17 protein-coding genes and 2 pseudogenes are annotated in these 19,186 nt (G+C 57.0%); 8 read left to right on the top strand and 11 right to left on the bottom strand.

What is annotated here, in order from left to right; genetic code table 11:
* Positions 1 to 68 precede the first annotated feature (68 nt).
* From ACR9YP_RS11145 to ACR9YP_RS11110, 8 genes are all read right to left on the bottom strand, one after another.
* Positions 69 to 383 carry an H-NS histone family protein gene (locus ACR9YP_RS11145; RefSeq protein WP_474221033.1) on the bottom strand — a complete coding sequence of 105 codons (315 nt, stop codon included), beginning with the start codon at positions 381 to 383 and terminating at the stop codon, positions 69 to 71.
* Positions 384 to 602: 219 nt separating this feature from the next.
* Positions 603 to 1,262: an FkbM family methyltransferase gene (locus tag ACR9YP_RS11140; RefSeq protein ID WP_438102095.1), complete on the bottom strand. Its 660-nt coding sequence runs from the start codon at positions 1,260 to 1,262 to the stop codon at positions 603 to 605.
* Positions 1,263 to 1,512: 250 nt separating this feature from the next.
* The gene (locus ACR9YP_RS11135) at positions 1,513 to 1,953 is read right to left on the bottom strand and encodes a response regulator (protein WP_438102097.1); all 441 of its coding nucleotides are present in this window, start codon (positions 1,951 to 1,953) and stop codon (positions 1,513 to 1,515) included.
* A gap of 651 nt (positions 1,954 to 2,604) precedes the next feature.
* A complete protein-coding gene (locus ACR9YP_RS11130; protein ID WP_438110335.1) occupies positions 2,605 to 3,021 on the bottom strand; it encodes a DUF7694 domain-containing protein in 417 nt (138 codons plus the stop codon).
* 1,303 nt (positions 3,022 to 4,324) lie between these two features.
* The gene (locus ACR9YP_RS11125) at positions 4,325 to 5,641 is read right to left on the bottom strand and encodes a dicarboxylate/amino acid:cation symporter (protein WP_438102098.1); all 1,317 of its coding nucleotides are present in this window, start codon (positions 5,639 to 5,641) and stop codon (positions 4,325 to 4,327) included.
* 9 nt (positions 5,642 to 5,650) lie between these two features.
* Complete coding sequence (locus tag ACR9YP_RS11120; protein ID WP_474219748.1) at positions 5,651 to 6,511, bottom strand: electron transfer flavoprotein subunit beta/FixA family protein; 861 nt, start codon at positions 6,509 to 6,511, stop codon at positions 5,651 to 5,653.
* A gap of 2,238 nt (positions 6,512 to 8,749) precedes the next feature.
* Positions 8,750 to 9,100: a hypothetical protein gene (locus tag ACR9YP_RS11115; protein ID WP_438102100.1), complete on the bottom strand. Its 351-nt coding sequence runs from the start codon at positions 9,098 to 9,100 to the stop codon at positions 8,750 to 8,752.
* Between the two features lie 27 nt (positions 9,101 to 9,127).
* Positions 9,128 to 9,328: a hypothetical protein gene (locus ACR9YP_RS11110; RefSeq protein WP_438102101.1), complete on the bottom strand. Its 201-nt coding sequence runs from the start codon at positions 9,326 to 9,328 to the stop codon at positions 9,128 to 9,130.
* Between the two features lie 696 nt (positions 9,329 to 10,024).
* Here ACR9YP_RS11110 and gmd point away from each other — a divergent pair.
* The 5 genes and pseudogenes from gmd to ACR9YP_RS11085 all read left to right on the top strand — a co-directional run bounded on the left by gmd (position 10,025) and on the right by ACR9YP_RS11085 (position 12,687).
* Positions 10,025 to 11,110, top strand: a complete 1,086-nt coding sequence (gene gmd, locus ACR9YP_RS11105) for a GDP-mannose 4,6-dehydratase (RefSeq protein ID WP_474221032.1) — start codon at positions 10,025 to 10,027, stop codon at positions 11,108 to 11,110.
* Entirely contained in the window at positions 11,091 to 11,321 is a 231-nt protein-coding gene (locus tag ACR9YP_RS11100; RefSeq protein WP_474219747.1) for an NAD-dependent epimerase/dehydratase family protein, read from the top strand. The genes gmd and ACR9YP_RS11100 overlap by 20 nt, the downstream gene beginning before the upstream one ends.
* A gap of 86 nt (positions 11,322 to 11,407) precedes the next feature.
* Positions 11,408 to 11,884, top strand: a pseudogene (locus tag ACR9YP_RS11095) (NAD-dependent epimerase/dehydratase family protein).
* A 181-nt stretch (positions 11,885 to 12,065) separates the two neighbouring features.
* Positions 12,066 to 12,254: a hypothetical protein gene (locus tag ACR9YP_RS11090; protein ID WP_474219746.1), complete on the top strand. Its 189-nt coding sequence runs from the start codon at positions 12,066 to 12,068 to the stop codon at positions 12,252 to 12,254.
* Between the two features lie 100 nt (positions 12,255 to 12,354).
* Positions 12,355 to 12,687 carry a hypothetical protein gene (locus tag ACR9YP_RS11085; RefSeq protein ID WP_438102102.1) on the top strand — a complete coding sequence of 111 codons (333 nt, stop codon included), beginning with the start codon at positions 12,355 to 12,357 and terminating at the stop codon, positions 12,685 to 12,687.
* A 115-nt stretch (positions 12,688 to 12,802) separates the two neighbouring features.
* Here the strand turns inward: ACR9YP_RS11085 and ACR9YP_RS11080 are convergent, their stop codons facing one another.
* Positions 12,803 to 13,060, bottom strand: coding sequence for a LexA family protein (locus tag ACR9YP_RS11080; RefSeq protein WP_474219745.1), 258 nt, complete (start codon positions 13,058 to 13,060; stop codon positions 12,803 to 12,805).
* 40 nt (positions 13,061 to 13,100) lie between these two features.
* Between ACR9YP_RS11080 and ACR9YP_RS11075 the strand changes: the two are divergent.
* A pseudogene (locus ACR9YP_RS11075) lies at positions 13,101 to 13,896 on the top strand (transposase).
* Here the strand turns inward: ACR9YP_RS11075 and ACR9YP_RS11070 are convergent.
* Both ACR9YP_RS11070 and ACR9YP_RS11065 read right to left on the bottom strand, forming a co-directional pair.
* A complete protein-coding gene (locus tag ACR9YP_RS11070) occupies positions 13,869 to 14,807 on the bottom strand; it encodes an alpha/beta hydrolase family protein (protein WP_474219744.1) in 939 nt (312 codons plus the stop codon). The pseudogene ACR9YP_RS11075 and the gene ACR9YP_RS11070 overlap by 28 nt on opposite strands.
* Before the next feature lie 616 nt (positions 14,808 to 15,423).
* Positions 15,424 to 15,630 (bottom strand): cold-shock protein, encoded by a 207-nt coding sequence (locus ACR9YP_RS11065; protein WP_438102108.1) that lies wholly within the window; start codon positions 15,628 to 15,630, stop codon positions 15,424 to 15,426.
* Positions 15,631 to 16,574: 944 nt separating this feature from the next.
* On the opposite strand from ACR9YP_RS11065, the gene ACR9YP_RS11060 reads away from it, so the two are divergent.
* Both ACR9YP_RS11060 and ACR9YP_RS11055 read left to right on the top strand, forming a co-directional pair.
* Entirely contained in the window at positions 16,575 to 17,375 is an 801-nt protein-coding gene (locus ACR9YP_RS11060) for an autoinducer binding domain-containing protein (protein WP_474219743.1), read from the top strand.
* A gap of 395 nt (positions 17,376 to 17,770) precedes the next feature.
* Positions 17,771 to 19,006, top strand: coding sequence for a diaminopropionate ammonia-lyase (locus ACR9YP_RS11055; RefSeq protein WP_474219742.1), 1,236 nt, complete (start codon positions 17,771 to 17,773; stop codon positions 19,004 to 19,006).
* Positions 19,007 to 19,186: the final 180 nt, after the last annotated feature.

Here is a 19,186-nt window from a genome sequence, read left to right as displayed (position 1 = left end):
GAGCCAATAGCTCGAAACAAGAAACAACGATGGTCGCATAAGTCAAATCAGCATTGCTGGCCGGCCTGTCAGGCTTTGTGGCGATGCTTACGCGCAGATCGGTCAATGAGGAACTCATCCAACTTTCGGCCGGCACGAAGTTGCGGGTCGAGCCAGCTGGGCAATTTACCACGCCCTGACCAGGTTTGTGCCGGGTTCTTTGGATTTCGATACTTCGGCCGCACAGGCGGGTAGGGCCGACGCTCAGGGGCGGGCCGTATGGGTTTGTCGACCGCTCCGAGGGTTCGCAGCCGCTCATCGAGTCTGACCTTTTCCGCTGTAATCCGTTGTGTTAGAGCGGCGGACACCTTCTCGTGGAGATTCCACAACTCGTCGACACTCATGGACTTCAGGTCATTCATTTTCATTGCGATCTGCCAGCGCGAGAACTTTCATCAACCAAATAGTCTCGCGCGAATTCATCCGCAAGCGCTATCGCCAGTGAGCGAAACGAATAACCACTTTAAGAAGCATCTGCTTGCCCTGACGCCCTGACCAGAATCGCGCTGTCGCATCACGCAGCCGCGTGATGCGACAGCTGGCCGCAAAGAAGGCGGAGACCGCTAACAGCCCGTATTCCTAAGCAATACATCACCCTCCACTTCGCGGGAAAAGACCCTTACCACTTCGAATGAAGGTAGGAGGTCCAGAATGGCGTGCAGGGTCAGCTGCCCTTCATAAAGCTCGCGGTCGCTATACTCCGTGTAGATGAACCGCGTATTGCTTAAGGTCCGCCTGCCGCCAGTGATGACATCCGACTCCGCCCCCTGGACATCCATCCAGATCAAGTCAACCTTGCTTATATCCGCCTCACTCGCCCAGTCATCCAACCTTCGCGTTTCAACGGAGATTGGTTGATCAAATCGAACCCACTCATACTCAGCAAGGTGGTTCTTTGGCCGGCGTATTGAACCGGAGAGGTCCCATTCGCGCACCTCTCCATCTGCATTGCTGGGGTGGAATTCAATCTGTCCATTGCGATCGCTGATGGCGATCTCAAACAGCCTCACGTTGTTGAGATCCGGTTGCATGTTCTTTTTAAAGCGGGCCAGCGCACGGGGATCCGGCTCAAAACAATAGAACAGCGCCTCGGGGCACAGCTCGAGAAACCGTTTCGTATCAGTTCCATCGTTACAGCCTATATCTAAGATAACAGGGCTTGGATTTCCCAGAAGGGAAACAAGCTGCTGGTGTACATCTAAAGATGAGGTCGATTCTAACATGCGCTGTGGTCCTCGTGCGCGAATTGCGTTATCGCCGCCGGTACACTCTTTCTGAACAATGACCTCATTTCACTGAACCTCTCCTCTACTTAAGGCACGTGCGTTTCTTGCCGTGCGATTGTCAGCCAACGCGCTGGCGCTCTTCGTTCGATCGTCTTTCAATGCGCTGGAAAAGCGGAATCGTTAGGCCAAACGATTTGAGTTTCGGCGTGGTTGACATCCTTATCCCGTTCGCGGCCCAGGAGCGGGCTCAACCGGTGCCCGCACCACGGGATCTCGAAGCTGGCATGCCCATATTAACGGGCGCCCTCGAAGCGTCATTCGGTTTGAGTGTCGATTTGATGCACGCGAGCAGTTCGCTATTGTTGAGCGGCTTACGCAGGAAATGCGACACGCCGGCTTGCATCGCGCCCACACGGCTGTCGTCGTCTGGGGCAGCCACAAGTAGAATGGTGGGAATTACTTTTCCGAATGCGATGAGCTGCTCGTATAGTTCGTGCCCACTTGCGGTCGGTAACTCCATGTCCGCAATCAAACACGACGTGCTGATGTAGCCTTTTGAGCTCAGGAATTCATCGGCACTCTGGAAGAGCTCTGGCACGCAGCCGGCGGAGATGAGCAGGTTCAATAGTGGTTCTTGAACCGATCCATCGTCGCACACGACGGAGACGACATCGAGCTTGTGGGCCATTCGGACGAGATCTAGGAGTGACCTCGTTTGCACTTTCGGCACGATCTGACCGCACGGCACTCGATCCTTCTGAAGCAGCATTTAGACACCTGCAATCGACAGTTCTCGACTTCGCCGCGAGGCTAGGACGGGAGCACCGGAAGGTTCAATCGAACGGAAGTAGGTGGCAGAAGTCGAATTGGTTGGGACATCTATACGAAGGTTTGCTGACGGCGGTCGACCAGGCGCCTCTGGCAAGTTTTTGCGTGAGCCGCCGAGAAGACGTCGCCTTGATGGGCGACCGCCCTCGATGCTCGCGGCGAACCTGAGAATTCTTCTCGGTGCCATCCTGATATACCTGAATTCGTCTTTGAAGTGTTTTTCTTATCCGCCGTTCTCGGTAGCTCGTAAAATCGATTGTATCGATAGAACATATCCGAACAGTGGATGGGTCCGCATCATGGGCAAAAGTGGGCGATGACTACGAGCACGGACCGCGAGCGCGAACGATTACGGATCCATGTCGCAGTTCTTGAGAACCGCGAAATGGATCGAGGTAACCGTCAGTGCTTTCTGCCCACGGACCGCCGTGCGGCGCACCTCCTTTACGGGAAGATGCGCCTCAATTCTTGATCGCGCCCTCTCCCTCAAGACAGGTCCAACGGGTCGGGGTCATCCGACCCGTATTTGTGCAGCGAGCCTAGCCGCTTCGGATGGACCAATCCCGACTATGCCGACGAGCCCCGAGGGTGGCGTTGGGATTTCCTGACTAGTCGGCCTCCAGAGATGCAGACAGTATCGGTTGTTATTCACGTATTCGGAGCGGGGCGGATGAAGCTGCATCACGCACTCTTCCTCATCCCAAAATAGATCCTTGACGAAGCACATCTCTTGCCAATTCGGACAGCGCCGCGGTATCGAAACGGAGACGTGTTCCCAACCCGGGTGGAGCAGTCCAATAATCTTGAGTTCACAGCCGCACGGCCCCTGCACAATGAAGAGACCGCAAGGGCCTGATCCCGGTGCACTGGCGAATTGTCCATATCGTACACGACCGTCCTCGAGCTGGTCCCCTATTTGCGCTCGCATGCTACCTCCTTTGCCGCGCAGATACACTGTTCTGGCGTAGATCACGTTCTGCCCAGGCCTTCGCCTTCAGACGAGCACTGCCGAACAATGCTGTTACGTCCCTTCTAATGTGATGATCTGTAAGCGGATGTGGCAGGGAGCCTTTCCTGGGATGACGCCGTGCAACTTTCCTGACTGACGAGACCATTCTGCTTCCTGATCCGTTCACTCTAAGCATCAATGTGATGCGTCATTATTCCGCGCGTTCAGCTCTGCTCTGGCGTGCCTCGTCCTGATTTGGACCAAGGCGCCATCGCGTCCACACTGGGTAGATACGCCCCAGATGCAACGACAGGGAGCGCCACGCACCACTTCTGTTGGCTTGTTCGATCGATCGATTTGAACGCGCCGATCTCGCTTCGGGGTTCCCAGGCACCAGAACCAACGCGCTAGTTCACCGATAGCGACCAGCGGCGACCTTGACCTCGAGCTCCGTTGTCGTTCGCTGCAATGCTTCGAGCATCCGGGCCGAACGAAACGGTCGCGCCGCGTTCGCCCTCAAAGGCTCCTTCCGCCATTGGCGGCCACGTGCGGGCGCTTCGATACGAACGCTGCGACCATAGCGATCCTGATCTCGCTTGTGCCCTTCATCGCGCATTGATTTGAACGCTCTTTACACGTGTTTGATCCCCCGCGAGGCCGCCAACTCTCTCCGAGCGCCGACGACATCGACCCGCGTGTCGCCGTGAGGTCGATCTCGATTGTCTGCAGTCCTACAACCTGACGTAACGTCAGATTCAAGCCCACGCCAAACCCTTATGCACGACCGGCCATCCCACCAGCTTGGTGAATCCCACGCTTACTCATCAACACACGGTAGCGGCTGCGGAGATGCCAGATACAAGAGCAGGTCTGGCGCGACTTCAAACCGCCAAGCATTTGACCAGCAGTTCCAATTCGGCCACGACATCGCTAAGACATGGCGCGAGCTAAGAAAGGGGACGGCTCATGCAAGCGTGGCGGACGGTCGCCGGAGCAAATCAACTCAGTCGGCCCCGGTGGAGGGTTGCGCACCTTGCACCTGAATAGTGTCGCCTCCAGATACCCCTTGGGCTCCATCGCGAGCTAGCGCCGATGTCCATGAGCTTAAGAAATCGGCTACGTCCGGCTCTCCTAGTATCTAGATATCGAAATCCGCTGGCTTCTTGGCTTGGCAGCGACATTCGAATCTGTAGGTTACCCTCCGGTCATGCCTAGGTCATCAGCCCCCGGATTGCCGCCACGTGCCGATTCGGCTATCCCAATGTCCGGTGCGTAACGCCCCCTAGTCTATCCTGATTTGCTGATGCTCGTGGGATCGATTTTGGCAGACGCGCCCATTGAGCTTCTTCCGGTCGAGCTCGCCCTCCCACCAGGCGACGATCACGCAGGCGACGCCGTTACCGCAGAGATTGGTTAGTGCGCGGCATTCACTCATGAATTTGTCGATGCCGAGCACGATCGCCATACCCGGCACGAGCCGCGGATCGACCACCGCGAGCGTCGCGGCGAGCGTGATGAAGCCTGCGCCCGTGATGCCGGAGGCGCCTTTTGAGGTCAGCATCGCCACCACCAGGATCGTCAGTTGCTGGCCCAAGGTGAGATCGAAGCCAAGCGCCTGCGCAATGAAGAGCGTCGCCAACGTCATGTAGATGTTGGTGCCATCGAGGTTAAACGAGTAGCCGGTGGGCACCACGAGACCGACCACCGATTTGGAGCAGCCGAGGCGTTCCAGCTTTACCATCAAGGATGGCAGCGCGCTTTCCGACGACGAGGTGCCGAGCACGATCAATAGCTCATCCTTGATGTAGGCCAGGAAGCGAAAGATCGAGAAGCCGGCGAATCGCGCGATGGTGCCGAGCACAATGAACACGAACAATGCGGCTGTGACGTAGAACGTCGCGATCAGCCCGAGCAGGTTGAGGATCGCGCCGGTACCAAACTTGCCAATCGTGTAGGCCATCGCGCCGAACGCCCCGATCGGCGCTGCCCGCATCACGATCGAGATGACGCCGAACACAGCATGGGCCGCATCGTCGATGAAGTTGCGGATCGCGTGGCCGCGCTCGCCGAGGCCCATGATGGCGAATCCGAACAGCACCGAGAACAGCAGCACTTGCAGGATCTCGCCTTGTGCAAAGGCCCCGACAACGGTGTCGGGGATGATGTGCAGAATGAGGTCGACGGTCTTCTGCCCCTCGGCCTGCTTGGCGTAGTGGGCGACCGCATTCGCGCTCGCCGCCGCACTGCCAAAGCCGGCACCCGGCTTGACCAGATTGCCGACGATGAGCCCGATCAGGAGTGCGAAGGTCGATACAATCTCGAAATAGACCAGCGCCTTCACGCCGATGCGACCAACCTTCTTTGCGTCCTGGATATGGGCAATGCCGGAGACCACGGTACAGAAGATGATCGGGGCGATCACCATCTTAATCAGCTTGATGAAGCCGTCGCCCATTGCCTTGACCCAGTCGTTGGTGGCGACCGAGGGCCATAGCCAGCCGACGATGGTGCCCAGCACAATGGCGATCAGCACCTGTACGTACAGACTCTTGTACCAAGGCTTCATGGGACGCACCACGACGCGAAAACCGAAAGACATTTCAACGGATCATCGCTCCAACCCCACATCGGAAGAGCGCGCCAGGGCTGCAAGGTCAGTTTCAAGCTTCGGCCGGTGCTTGAAAATTGCGTCGATCAATGCCGACACAGGTTGGTCGGCCCCCTCGACGAGCATCGCCTTCTCCGCGCGCTTGGAGGGGGCGAAAACGCGCTTGACGATAGTCGGCGAGCCCTTAAGACCACATTTCGAGATATCTGCAATACCGGCATCATGTGCATTCCATTTTACGATGTCAGTACGCGCCGCGCGCAGCGCATCCACCATTCCACCTCGCCGGATCTCATTTGTCGCCTCGAGCATGGTGATGAGACATGGAAGCTTTGTACGCAGCACCTGTACGCCGCCTTCCGAACGTCGCTCCACCTCGATTGCGCGGGCCGCCAGATCCAGGCTCGTGATTCCGGCGACGTAGGTGAGCTGAACCACGCCAAGCCGCTTGGCAATACCAGGCCCAACCTGCGCAGTGTCGCCATCGATCGTCTGCTTGCCAGCGAATATGAGGTCTGGCGGGCCGTACTCTTGTCCGATCTTACGAATGGCCGCCGCCAGCGCGTAAGTCGTTGCCAGCGTATCAGCGCCTGCGAAAACACGATCGGTGAGCAATACAGCGCGATCTGCGCCGAAGGTCAGCGCTTTTCGCAGCGAGTCCTCGGCGGCTGGAGGGCCCATGGTGAGAACAGTGATCTCGCCGCCAATCTTGTCGCGCAGCTCCATGGCTGCCTCGAGCGCAAACAAATCGTAAGGATTGACGATTGTCGGTACGCCCTGACGCATAATGGTGTTCGTTACGGGATGGACGCGAATCTGCGCGGAATCCGGAACCTGCTTTATGCAGACGACGTTGTGCATCGGCTATCTCTCCAATAGCTGTAGGGAATTTGGACTGACGAAACGGCAGATCTCACACCGCGAGACAGGCATCCAGCACCAGAGGATGGTGTGAGTGGATTGGCGTTGTCTCACTGTGGGCGACGTTTTGTGGCTGCAACGCAACAATGCCGACGATGCGCCTCAGATACGACAATGGCCTTCGCATGTTTAGGCCCGCATGCGACAAGCGATACTGCGACTGCGGTTGGTCCAGGCGTTCCATACGACTATCCCTTCGGACGGCCTTCAATATTGGGCCGTCTCAAGTTTTTGAATTGCCGCCAGGCCGATGCAAGTCTGGCTCAGAGAGCGAAACAGGGCGGGCCTGACGCACGAGCGGGGGCGCGCCGGCCCGCCCCCACATCACCAGGCTGGGTGGCGATGCGACGCTGAACAAAGCAAGTGGCGTGCCGCAACTGAGAGCGCTGCATTCACAAGCAATTCGAACGAGAATTCTCGAAGGGACAGCTTTTATGAACAAAAACCCATCCGAACTGTCACTAACGCAACAATGCCCGTCGCCTCCGACGTAGGCTTGGCAACGGCGTGCCGCCACGGCAACCCACTGCGCGTAGTTTTTCATCAGAGATGTTTGCGAGTTCGGAAATCAACGCGCGTGGCGGCGGCCGTGCAATTCGAGCTCAGTCAAAACGTGAATTCCGAGCTGCTTCGCGAGGCGGTGGGCTCGGACTGCGCAGCAATCCGAGCCCATAGCCTCAGCAATCCAAAAAGCGCGGTTGTTCGGCTACAAACGCAGTTTAGATGGAGACGCTCTTAAAGCGCATTGATGTCGCTCAAGAGCTGAGGGTCGGCAGGCCGGAGGGTAAAAACACATCGCAGATATCGGCCCACCGGATCATGCAACAGGATGCCACGTGCATTTCAAGAGTGCGCCTGCGCCCGAACAGCCTTTGGACAATTTCGCACGAACGTTCTTCGGGATTGAATCGTACGTAGGGTCAAGTTGTAGGAATAATTCAATGAGGTCCTTTTCTCCGCGACCTCCGCTAAGCGGTTCAACTTCGCCACCAACTCTACGAACCGGACAGGCAGATCTCCCGCATCCGGCTCTCGGACAAGACCTCACGCCTTCACCCACGGCTGGTCGCGACCAAGCGCGGTTAGACGTACGAACCCGAAGTGCCCGTAAAGGTGCGAGAGTGGATAGGTCCCGCCCCTGCGTCGCCTGACCTTGTGCTGTAGCAACGCGGACGACGCACATTCCAAGATCGTGACACAAATGACGCTGAAACGGATTGTGCCCTTGGCCTTCTCGACCGGATGACCTTGTTTTCATAGTTGGATATTCGATAGCCCGTCGTGTGGGCGGTCGCATGTTCCCCTTTCTCTGTTTGTCAGAGTGCTGAGCACGGTGGGTCGACGTTGATATTTCGACCTTCCAATCAAGACCCGTAAAGGCTAGTCGCGGCATCGATAACTATGCGCAACCAGCTTTACGTGAAACGAACCGCAACGTTCGAGCTCAAGGCAACTTCTTGAGCGAAGATGCGTAATAACGCCAAACAAGCGAGCCGGAGATACGATGGCAACAGTTGCACGCCTGGTTGAACGGAGCACCTATGGAAGGCATTGATTTGTTTGTAATCGTCATAGCCGGAATAACCTTGGGCGGCTTGGCCGCTGCCATCGCACATGAGATGTCGGAGCGTCGGTTGTATTGGTGGGAACACCTCGCCCTGTGGACCGCCTCAATCGCCCTGCTCTGCTTCATCGTTCGCATAATGGGCGCGACTGAGGCTTGATCGCGAAATACAAGTAGGCAGCGATCGCATGAGCACGACCCGGGCCGAAACAGGGAATGCTTGACCACGAGAGCGGCAAGCCGCCGCGAATCGTTCCCTGTCCTTGATCGTTGGCATCGTCACACCCGTTTCGGTGCAACCACGCGCCTAAGACTCTCGGTCAGAGCCAAGGAGTCGGTCCGAGAGCGTTGGTGCGATCTCTACGTAACGCGCCACATGCGCTCAGCGCAAAGAACGGCCAAATATCGCAGAGGCCGGATAATGGCTTCGATCGCTTTTCCTACTTGTGGCATAAGCCAAGTCCGACGGCCTTTGCTGAGAACGATAAACCTTGAGCGGCACACCATCCTCGTCAGCGGGAAGCAACAAGGCGCGGCGACCAGTCGCAGCCGAAACTATGAGCACAGAGCACGGGACTGAGACATTAAGACGCAACTTTCCGACGCGGCTAAATTCAGCGTTCACCTCGCCTGCACGAATTTCTCGATGCCTGATCGGCCTCTCCTTGCTCGGAGGCTGATTCGTTCGTTTCCGGCGGCAGCTGCGCAACCACCGGTCGGCCTTCCATCAGATCGAGGACGGCACGCCCCTCTTCAGTGATACGCCAGCCACCGTTCACCCGCTCAATGAGCTTCTGGGAAAAAATGTCGAGGTTCTGGACACGGGCGGCCATTCTCGCCGTGCGCTCGGCCCACTCTCGACCGCTCGTCGCTAGAATCGCCATGTCGCGCTTAAGCTCCGCCATCGACGCGAAGCCGTCCGGATAGCTCACAAGGATCTTTAGGACGGTAACTTGGAAATTCACCTGAGTGAGACATCATATTGTCCGCGCCTACCGCCACATGGTCGGTGCTTCGCGAAGCGCTTCGACACCAATCTGTTTAAGGCGGCTGGGCGTCTTTTCACCCCTGGTGGCGGCTTCGAGAAGCCTAGCGGCAACATGTGCACGGACCCCTGTTTCGTAGCGGGAGATGTTCGCGCAGACCTCATCAAGGATAGCGCGCAGAAGCTCGGCGGTAGCCGAATCCAGCATTTGGAGATCCCCCTTGCCCTCATGATCAGATAATCGGATCGCAGGTTCTTAAATTCAAGTGGGATAGATCACGACTTCGCTTCTACTACTGTTTTATCCGCGCGTGCGCCAACTTCTAGGCGGATCGCGCTAGCAATGCCCTGAATCGCCTTCGCTGATTTGGCGTTGGTTTACCGCCTCATTCTCTCTAGCTACCCGCACAAAGGTGCGCCCAACAGTTTGGAGTTGTTATTGCGGGCTGGCCAACGCTTCCATTTGGATCGATGCAAGGAGTCCTATTTCGGCGCATTATTTCCGCGCCTGATCGCCCTTTTTCGACGGATTTCACTTGCTCGCTCTGACCGTCATCCTCACAACTTCGATATCTTCTATCGCCTCTGAGATTGCGACGCCGAAATAACATCGTGACGAGCCTACGATCGCCGACAGTGTGGAAACTGCGGAGCACCTAGGGTTGGATCGGCACGCTCGGAGCGACTGTCCTGAACTTCTGCATGGCCAAAATCTAGAAAGGGGCTAAAAGCTCTGCAAAATCATTGTCGTAAGCGTCCAATATCAGCGTCTATTGTTCTTCAGCGGCCTTTTGTTTATCACCTGGTCGGTTTTGCCCCTCGAACAGAGCTCTGGCCGAATACGTACGACCGGTTGGTGAACGAGGGTACGGAAACTGATCAGTTCGCTTGTATAGGGTACACTTTGACTAACGAGAACTCTCAACGGCGGGTCGCTCTGATCACCGGCGTGACCGGGCAGGATGGCGCCTATCTCACCGAATATCTAATGTCGCTCGGCTATGTCGTGCATGGCATCAAGCGGCGGTCATCTTCCTTCAACACCGCGCGCGTCGATCATCTCTATCATGACCGGCATGCCGGGAATGTGCCGTTTCTCATGCACTACGGCGACATGACCGATTCGACCAACTTGATCCGCTTGATCCAGCAGATTAGGCCGACCGAAATCTACAATCTGGCCGCCCAGAGTCATGTCGGTGTTAGCTTTGAAAGCCCGGAATATACCGCAAACGCCGACGCGATTGGCGTGCTGCGCCTGCTCGAGGCGATCCGAATTCTTGGCCTTGAGAAAGAGACGCGCTTCTACCAGGCGTCTACGTCCGAGCTTTACGGCCTTGTTCAGGAAATCCCCCAGAAGGAGACCACTCCGTTTTATCCGCGCTCGCCCTATGGTGTGGCAAAACTCTATGGCTACTGGATTACGGTGAACTACCGCGAAGCGTATGGCATGTTCGCAAGTAACGGCATTCTGTTCAATCACGAAAGCCCAATCCGCGGCGAGACCTTTGTTACTCGCAAGATCACCCGCGCCGTCGCCCGCATTGAGGTTGGACTTGAGGATACACTTTATCTTGGCAACCTCGAGGCCAAGCGCGATTGGGGCCATGCACGCGATTACGTCGAGGGCATGCACATGATCCTGCAGGCCGAGAAGCCCGACGATTTCGTGCTCGCAACCGGCGAGACGCGGTCGGTGCGCGAGATGGTCGAACTCGCCTTTGCGGAGGTCGGCCACCGCATCGAATGGCGCGGCAAGGGCGTAGAGGAAACTGGCGTCGATACCAAGAGCGGTAAGACCGTGGTCAGGATCGACCCAACCTATTTCCGGCCGACGGAGGTCGATCTTCTCATAGGAGATGCCAGCAAAGCACGCGAACAACTCGGTTGGAAGCCGAAGCGCAGCTTTGCGCAGCTCGTGCAGGAGATGGTCGCAAGCGATCTTGCCGAGGCGAAGCGGGAAGCGGAAAATGCCAAGCGTACGGTTTGAGCCGAAAGGGAAGGCAGTCTATGTAGCGGGCCGTCGCGGCATGGTCGGCAGGGCGCTCACGCGTCGGCTCGCACAGGAGGAGGTGCGGCTCGTCACGGTGGAGCGGCGCGAGGTCGATCTGCGCGACAAAGGCATTCGGCTGGTTCGCCCAGACGCGGCAACAGTTGGTATTTCTGGCTGCCGCCAAGCTCGGCGGCATCGTCGCCAATAACACGCTGCGCGACGAACTCTTTTACGACAACATCGCGATCGCCCGAACGTCATCCATGCTGCCATCTGAATGGTGCCGAGAAGCTGATGTTCCTGGGCTCGTCCTGCATCTATCCAAAACTTGCTTCCCAGCCGTTGCGCGAACACATGGTGCTGTCCAGCCTGCTTAAGCCGACGAACGAGCCCTATGCGGTCACCAAGATCGCCGGGATCAAGATGGTGGAAGCCTATCGCAGTCAGTACGAAAGCGACTTCATCAGCGTGATGGCGAGCAACCTCTAGGCGACAACTACCACCCCGAATATAGCCATGTGGTCGCAGCTCTGATCCGCCGCTTTCATGAAGCCAAGGCCTGGTGCAAAGAGCGTCCTGGTGTGGGGCGCCGGCACACCACGCCGCGAATTTCTCTATGTCGACGACATGGCCGATGCCTGCGTCCACCTGATGAGGACCTATCCGGGCGCGGGGCTGATTAATATAAAGCTGGGCTGGCACGCGAAGACCTCCCTGAGGAATAGCATGCAGCAGACTTACCGCGACTTTCTTACATCAGGGCAGGACTGAAGATGATTGCGGCTAAGGGGCTCACCTTCCTTCGGTTCGGCCACTTCTTGGCATACCGCGATCCTCCACCGCTCGTACCGGTCAGGTCCTTGCGATTCATCTGGAATATCGTCGAGATCCATTCCCAACTCGAGGAAATACACAAGAGTTGGGCTCAGCTATTAGGCATAACCGAAGCGCAATGGTTGATTTTGATGATCAAAAGGCACAGGCGGAAATCAGGAAGCTGTCAATCAAAAGACAGTCCCTCAATTCCACCATGCTTGATGGGCTGGACGAAGAGTCTCTTCACTACGTCAACAAACGGCTACTCTTGATCGCCAAAAATAGTCGATTGGCATCTCAAAAGCTAAGCATCGGGATATTGTAGAGACGTGTTCTGTGCAAGCATCACAGCTTGATCGCTTGGTACCACTTGGACCGCGGAGACCCTTGCGCTGTCACCTCGCAATCTCGTAAGGGGACGTGACATGTCCCGCGAGCATGGGAGTGGCAGCGCAATTGGATTGGCCGGAGACTCGGGGGATCTAATTAATCTTCCCACAACCGAAACGAAATTGTTCTGGCGTTATCAGCGGCCGTGCACGCCAAGGCTACAGTCAATTCGGCTTAAAGACAAACTCACAGGTGAGCTGAATGGCGTCCGCTGTGGCATCGTCTATGGCATGGATCGCCACACAGCAGCGCTATCACAAAGGCTTGCGCTGCTGTGCAACTCAACAATCGTGAGAGAGCGACTTCAGCACAAGCTTATGCTCGAGCCACCCGAAAATGCGATCGTCGGCCGTCAGAAAATTTTCTGACCTCTTCTCCGTCCGTCGTGATCGTCCTCGGTAGGGCCAACTGCAGATCAACGGGCGGGACGGCGTCATCAACTAATGGCTTGTCACAGTGATTTTGACCGGTGGGGTCAGTCGGTCAGATTAGCTCCGGCAGAGTCTTGGGATCAACGAGGAGTTCGATACTGCGAGCTGTCCTTGGCAACCTTTTGATAAGTCCGGCGGTCTCGAGCGATCGCACCATTTGGTGAACCGAAGGCGGGCTGACGCGGAAATATTCCTGCATGTCGGCTTCCGCCGGCGGCCTTCGGTGAAGCTTCGTATAGAGGTGAATGAAGGCGAGGTACTGCCCCTGCCTGGGCGTGAAGGTTTTTGCCGAAGGACTCACGCCGGCCATCCGATTCAGTTGTTCGTGCGTGCCTCTCGGGGAGGCAGGCATGAATGTACGCTATCGGGTCGAACTCAGCCAAGTCGAGCGCGGCGAACTCAAGGCGCTGCTCAGCGGCGGCAAGCATGCGTCCCGCAAGCTCAAGCGCGGCCAGATTTTGCTGGCTGCCGATGCCGGGGCCGGCGACGAGGAGATCGCCAGGAGCGTCGGCGTGAGCGGCTCGACCGTGTACCGGACCAAGCGCCGCTTCGTGGAAGGCAATCTGGAACGGGCGCTGAGCGAGGGGCCGCGACCCGGGGCGGAACGCAAGCTCACGGGCAAGGAAGAAGCCTTGCTGGTGGCGACCGCCTGTGCGGCCCCTCCAAACGGTCGCGCCCGCTGGACGCTCGATCTGCTGGCGGGTGCGCTCGTCAGGCTCACCGGTCAAGCTCACCGAACGGCGAACGGCAAAAGACTATGCTCAATGCATGCGCGACCTCGTCGACATCCATTATCCCGATGCCGAGATCATCCGCGTCGTGCAGGATAATTTATCGACCCACTCCGCCGGCGCCCTGTATCAGACGTTCCTGCCCGCTGAGGCACGGCGCATCCTGCGGCGGATCGAGTTCCACTACACCCCCAAGCACGCAAGCTGGCTCAACATGGTTGAGATCGAGATTGGCGTCTTGCGGGGACAGTGCCTCGCCCGCAGGATCGACGACCCCAAGCGGTTGCGCCACGAAATCTCCGCCTGGGAACGGCAGAGAAATGCTGCCCGCTCCCGCATCAAATGGATGTTCACAACAGAAAAGGCCCGCGCCAAAATGGGACGCGCCTACCCAAACGCTTCCAAAGAGTCATAATCACTGTGCAGAAATACTAGTAGTTTCATCGCTTCCGCGGCACTGACGATGCCGCGCCCACCGGCCACGACGAGAACTGGGCATCTCAATTGCCGGAGCACTCGCAAGCGACGGGCTGAGACCACTTCCTCGTCAGGGGCATCTGCAGTTCTCGTAAGCCAGTCGACAGACGCCAGCATGCGAGCTAGATTCCACAGACCGCCGTCACAGACCGCTGCGGCCACACGACCGTCAAATGCGGCGAGGTCGGTTGCCAGGGCGGCGGACAGCCCGTCTCCGTAGACGCCAATTCGAGTCGCATCAACGTCAGACCGGGTCGATAAATAGTCCATACAGCAAGACAAGAACATGTCCGATTGACTGCGTCGAGCGTCTGAGAGGTCATCATGAGCGACCACCAGGACGGACATGCCTCTATCCGTCACGACGGGCAACAGCCTTCCGAGCAGTTTCGTTGCTGTTTCCTCTTCCGTGCTGATGCAAAGGATTGCTGGGGCGCTTGAGGTGCGATCGCCAGCGGGCAAATAGTAGGCTGGGATCTCACAGTGATCGCAGCACTTAACTTGTATTCGCTCGATGTTCTGTTTCAGCGCGCCAAATTTTTGAATTACGGCGTTGATCGTGCCCGAAACGCCTGCGCTTCCTGAAGAGTTTTCACAAGCTAATCGCCTGGCAACCTCGAGGGCGGTTAGCGCGCATAGCCAATCTTCTGCCGCCTCATCAAGGTTTCCTTTCTCTAAATTCGTATCACCGAGAAGGCGGTGGGCATCTCCGATGTTTGTCCATCTTACGCTCCATTCACTTTGGCTTATGGTTGTGCAGGCGGCCTCGAGATTGTTGAGGAACGCGGCCGCACCCCAGCGCGTCGATGAAAGATCTCCTCTCACCTGAGGCCACGCAGCGCCGTCCATCCCATTTGCCCCATAGTATGGATCATAATGGATAGCCGGCTCTGCCAACGCCAGCTTAGCTCCACGTCTCGCAGATATTACCTGGCAAGGCCGGAGAAACTTCTCATTATTGCGCGCTCTTTCGCCGAAATTCTGCCTTTGCTCGCGAGAGCGCGCAGTTTTTCGTCCGGCCAAGTATCAGCCTTCCACTGCTCGAATCGATCCGAGGCTCAGTAAATTCGAGCGGTTTGGGACAACTGCCTTTGCTAGGAGTGGCAGACGCGAATGATGGCTCCACTTATGAACTTTGGCGCCACCATGAAAGGGGCCTAAAGCGCGCATTAGTTAAGCTGATGGATCGTCTGAACGCCATTTTGTTGATGCCTTCGAGAGTTCTAGGCGAGGCTGCTCTTGGAAGACCCTCGCTCCTGTTCGTTGACGAGCAGGCTTCGAGCCAAAAGCGAACGTGAGAATGCTTCGACGTAGTCCTCTGCGGGTGCGCTCACACAGCGCCAGGCAAGGAAACGGCCTCAGCGGCTCCGGGGGGATATGCTGAGGCCGTCCCTACGCCTCGCGGGCAAGCCGGAGGCGGAGCCAAGTTGACGTTGGACTGCTTTTTTTGTTCGAGCGAGCGAGACTATTCAAGTCGAACGTTCTCGGCGGACATTTTGCCAGCACGTCCAGCCCTTATCTCGTAGCTGATCTTTGCACCCTCTGCCAGCGCGGTATAGCCGGCCTTTTCAACAGCCCGAATGTGCACGAAGACATCGGGGCCGCCATCATCAGGCTTTATGAAGCCGTAGCCCTTAGTCGGGCTAAACCATTTCACGGTACCTACTGCCACCACACCACTCCAAATTGATTAAGCGGGATTTAGCCAGAGTTCCTGCTGAGCATCAAGACCATCTCCAGTGCGAACCTTGTTGTTTGGCCGAGCGGTCTTCGCTAGTGACTGCGGTGAAGACTTCACGCGATCGCCGCGACTGCCGATCTGTCATCTCCGCGCGCAGGCTCAACGAGCAACCGGGGACGCTCTCAGACCGGAATGTTCTGTCTCATGTCAATCGATGTCGCGGCTGCCGCAAACGGCGTTGTCGCATTCTCGACGTTTGCCGCAATCGGGCCGAGCTCCGGCTGACATGCGCGCCTATTAATGTCCGCAAAAGGGATCCTCGCTCGACTCCAATCAAAGGAGAACAAGCTGGTACAAGACTTGCTGTCCTGATTACGGACCGCAACGTTGGAGAAGCGCATGTACAATGTCCTCCGCCGCAACAAGTTTCCCGACGCCGCTCAAGCCAACACACAGCTCGCTACTCTCAGCTATAGAACCACGGACTATCCTATCATTCGATGCACTAACGCTGCGCTCAGCAAGCATACCGCAAAGAGCCGCATGCTCTTCAGGCTAGGCGCTGACCTGCGATGCAGAGATCGGGGCTGTTGCCTGACTCGCGCTAGACTGGCTCGCCCCCGCGGACGATCCGGATCGGCCGAGCTTTGTACAGAGCTTAGGTGCCCATCTCCACTGTCCTGGGAAGTAGCAGGATGGCCACATCACGTCGATCAGCTCCATTTATAGAGCGGATCGGCGCGTTGGACTGTCCTGTCCTGGACTGCGGAGGCTTCGATCCCTAGACGTTGCTTCACGCGAAACGCGGCCGGTGGCGAGAAATGACGCTGTCTCGGATTTAGTGACGGAGAACCAAGAAGCGGGATGGAACTATGTAAAGGAGGCGCATCAAACGACGCAAGTCCAGCCTCCTTATCCGAGGTCATGAGGTCGCTATGAGCATGTTCAGCTTCATCGAATGCGCAAATCGAACGCAATCTCTCCCGCTATTGTTCGACCTTCTTGTGAGCGGCGCGAGCAAGGAGGGTTTCAGTGAAGTCGCTTACGCAGCAGTGACCTTTCCCGAGCCGCTTCGCCTGCCCCGCTGCGCGCCGCCCCTCATTGCCGTGAGCTTTTCGGCCGATTGGTGCCACCGCTATCTAGATCGCAAATACTACGCTGTTGATCCGGCGGTCCACCGAGCGCCAATGTTTTCGGGGCCGTTTCTCTGGGAACAACTTCGCCAACGATGTAAATTAAGACCAGACGAGCAACGCGTATTGGAGGAATCCAGACAGGCAGGCCTGAAGCATGGCGTCAGCGTGCCCTTGTTCGGCGCTTTCGGGCGCGTATCTGTGGTGTTATTTGCATCCCAGCTCGACGATGCCGATCCTCAGGGCCAAGTGCCTCGATTAGCGGCGCTGGCCTCTAATTTTCACCTCGCATTTTCGGAGATCGCGCCGCCAGCGGATAGTAGCGGCGATACGGAAGAGATTTTGTCCGAACGGCAAAAAGAGTGCTTGAGCTTGGTGGCTAAAGGCAAGTCGTCCTGGCATATCGGCAAGCACCTGAACATTAGCGAGAATACAGTGAATTTTCACATTAGGAGCGTGCGCCAGAAAATGGGAACAAGGACACGCACGCAAGCGCTCCTTAAAGCCATTCAGCTTGGTCTCATTGACTGCTCCGAAATTGACTCCACCCCAAGCGAACAGGCTAGTCCGCTACGGCGAGGGCGCGTTAACAGGTTCCGGTGATGCCTCTCCTTCTAACGAAGCCGATGTTCTTTGAACATTATCGTCCTATTTTTTCATCTCGATCAATCGCTAACCTTGGTAGTTGACGCCGGAGCTGGATGAAAGCGCCAGGGGCCGACGGCGGCCTCGTCAAGGAGCTGAAGGAACGCGCCTTTCGAACAAAAGTATCAGTATAAGAGACAAACTGACGATTGGACTGTATCTGTTTAGCCAACGCTCTGCGCTTTGCGTGGCACCCGGGGTGGCTGCGAGGTGCTATCAGTCAGCCAATGCGCAGCATCACGTGTGACACCCGCGTGAGGCAGCTCCTTCGCATCGTACCATGGTTGATTCGATCTTTTTCGAAGGACTGCGCCGTAGCGTAAGTCAACATCAACGCGTATATAGATCCCACTATGTTTTTCTTCAACTCGCATACCGATCACCGCGCTTCCCTCCATGCTTCGGACGCCGACATGCTGAGCGTCGAAGCCGCTCGCAAGGTCGAGCACTTTCTTAGGCATCGCGATGGACGCAAGGAAACTCCCCTTGTTTCTTTGGCGGGCCTTGCTCGTGGGATCGGAGTTGGTTCGATCCATCTCAAGAATGAAGGTCATCGTCTCGGCCTTGGGAGTTTTAAAGCGCTGGGCGGTTCTTATGCTGTGATCCGCCTAGTGCTCGAGGAAGCAGCTCGGAAGCTCGGTCGCAATGTTGAGCTATCCGAATTGCACGCATCTGACATTCAGGCCGTCGCGCGAACCATGACGGTCTCATGCGCCACGGATGGCAACCATGGCAGATCCGTTGCTTACGGCGCAAAGCTGGTTGGGGCAAAATGCGCCATTTTCGTTCATGCAGGCGTGAGCAACGAGCGCATCGCCGCCATTGCTCGCTTTGGCGCGCAGATGATCCGCGTCGAGGGCAACTATGACGATTCAGTTGCTGAGGCAACTCGAGTTGCGGCAAAAAGCAGTTGGATTACGGTGTCTGACACGTCCTGGCCCGGTTACGAGCGCATCCCGGGGCTGGTGATGCAGGGATATACCGCCCTATTGAGTGAGGCTCTGCGTCAATTGCGTGAACCTCCGACTCATGTGTTCGTTCAGGCCGGCGTTGGTGGACTCGCCGGCGCGATTTCCGGACATTTCTCGATCCTGTTCGGCAAGGCGCGGCCGTTCTTCACGGTTGTCGAGCCCTCACGGGCGGCGTGCCTCCTCGAAAGCGCGCGAGCCGGGCATCCTGTCAAAGTGGATTCCGGGCAACCCACCGTAATGGCAATGCTCGAATGCTACGAACCTTCGCTCATCGCCTGGCGCATCCTTTCGCGCGCAGCTGACGCGTTCATGACCGTCGACGACAAGGACGCAATCAGCGTAATGAAGCGGTTGGCAAATCCGAACGATAGCGATCCAGCTGTTGTTGCTGGCGAAAGCGGTGGTGTTGGCCTTGCAGGGTTAGTCAAGGCTGCGTGCAATCCAACTCTGCGCGCCAAGATTGGGCTTGGACCGAATGCACGAGTTTTCCTGATCAACACCGAGGGTGCGACCGATCCTCGTCTTTACGAAAAGTTGGTTGGCATGGCGCCTGCGCACGTGATCGCCAAAAACAACAGGTCTATCAAGGAAAGGTCGACAAATAACGCAAGCTCGTGAGCCTTTAACGGTCTGCGCGCCTGCTCGCATAGAAGCGGTTGGCCGACTTTTGCTACCGCCACGATAGCAACTTTATTCTCCGAATTGTCCCGAAGGTCTCTCTTTTGCAACCCGCTTACCCTCCTCACGCTGCCGATGAGGAAAGGCGTCGGTGCGCTATAATGGGCAAATAGTGCCCCG

This window comes from Bradyrhizobium sp. BR14999 (genome assembly GCF_056106085.1).
Note: the sequence above shows the minus strand (reverse complement) of the source record. Positions and strands in the feature narration are given on the sequence as shown.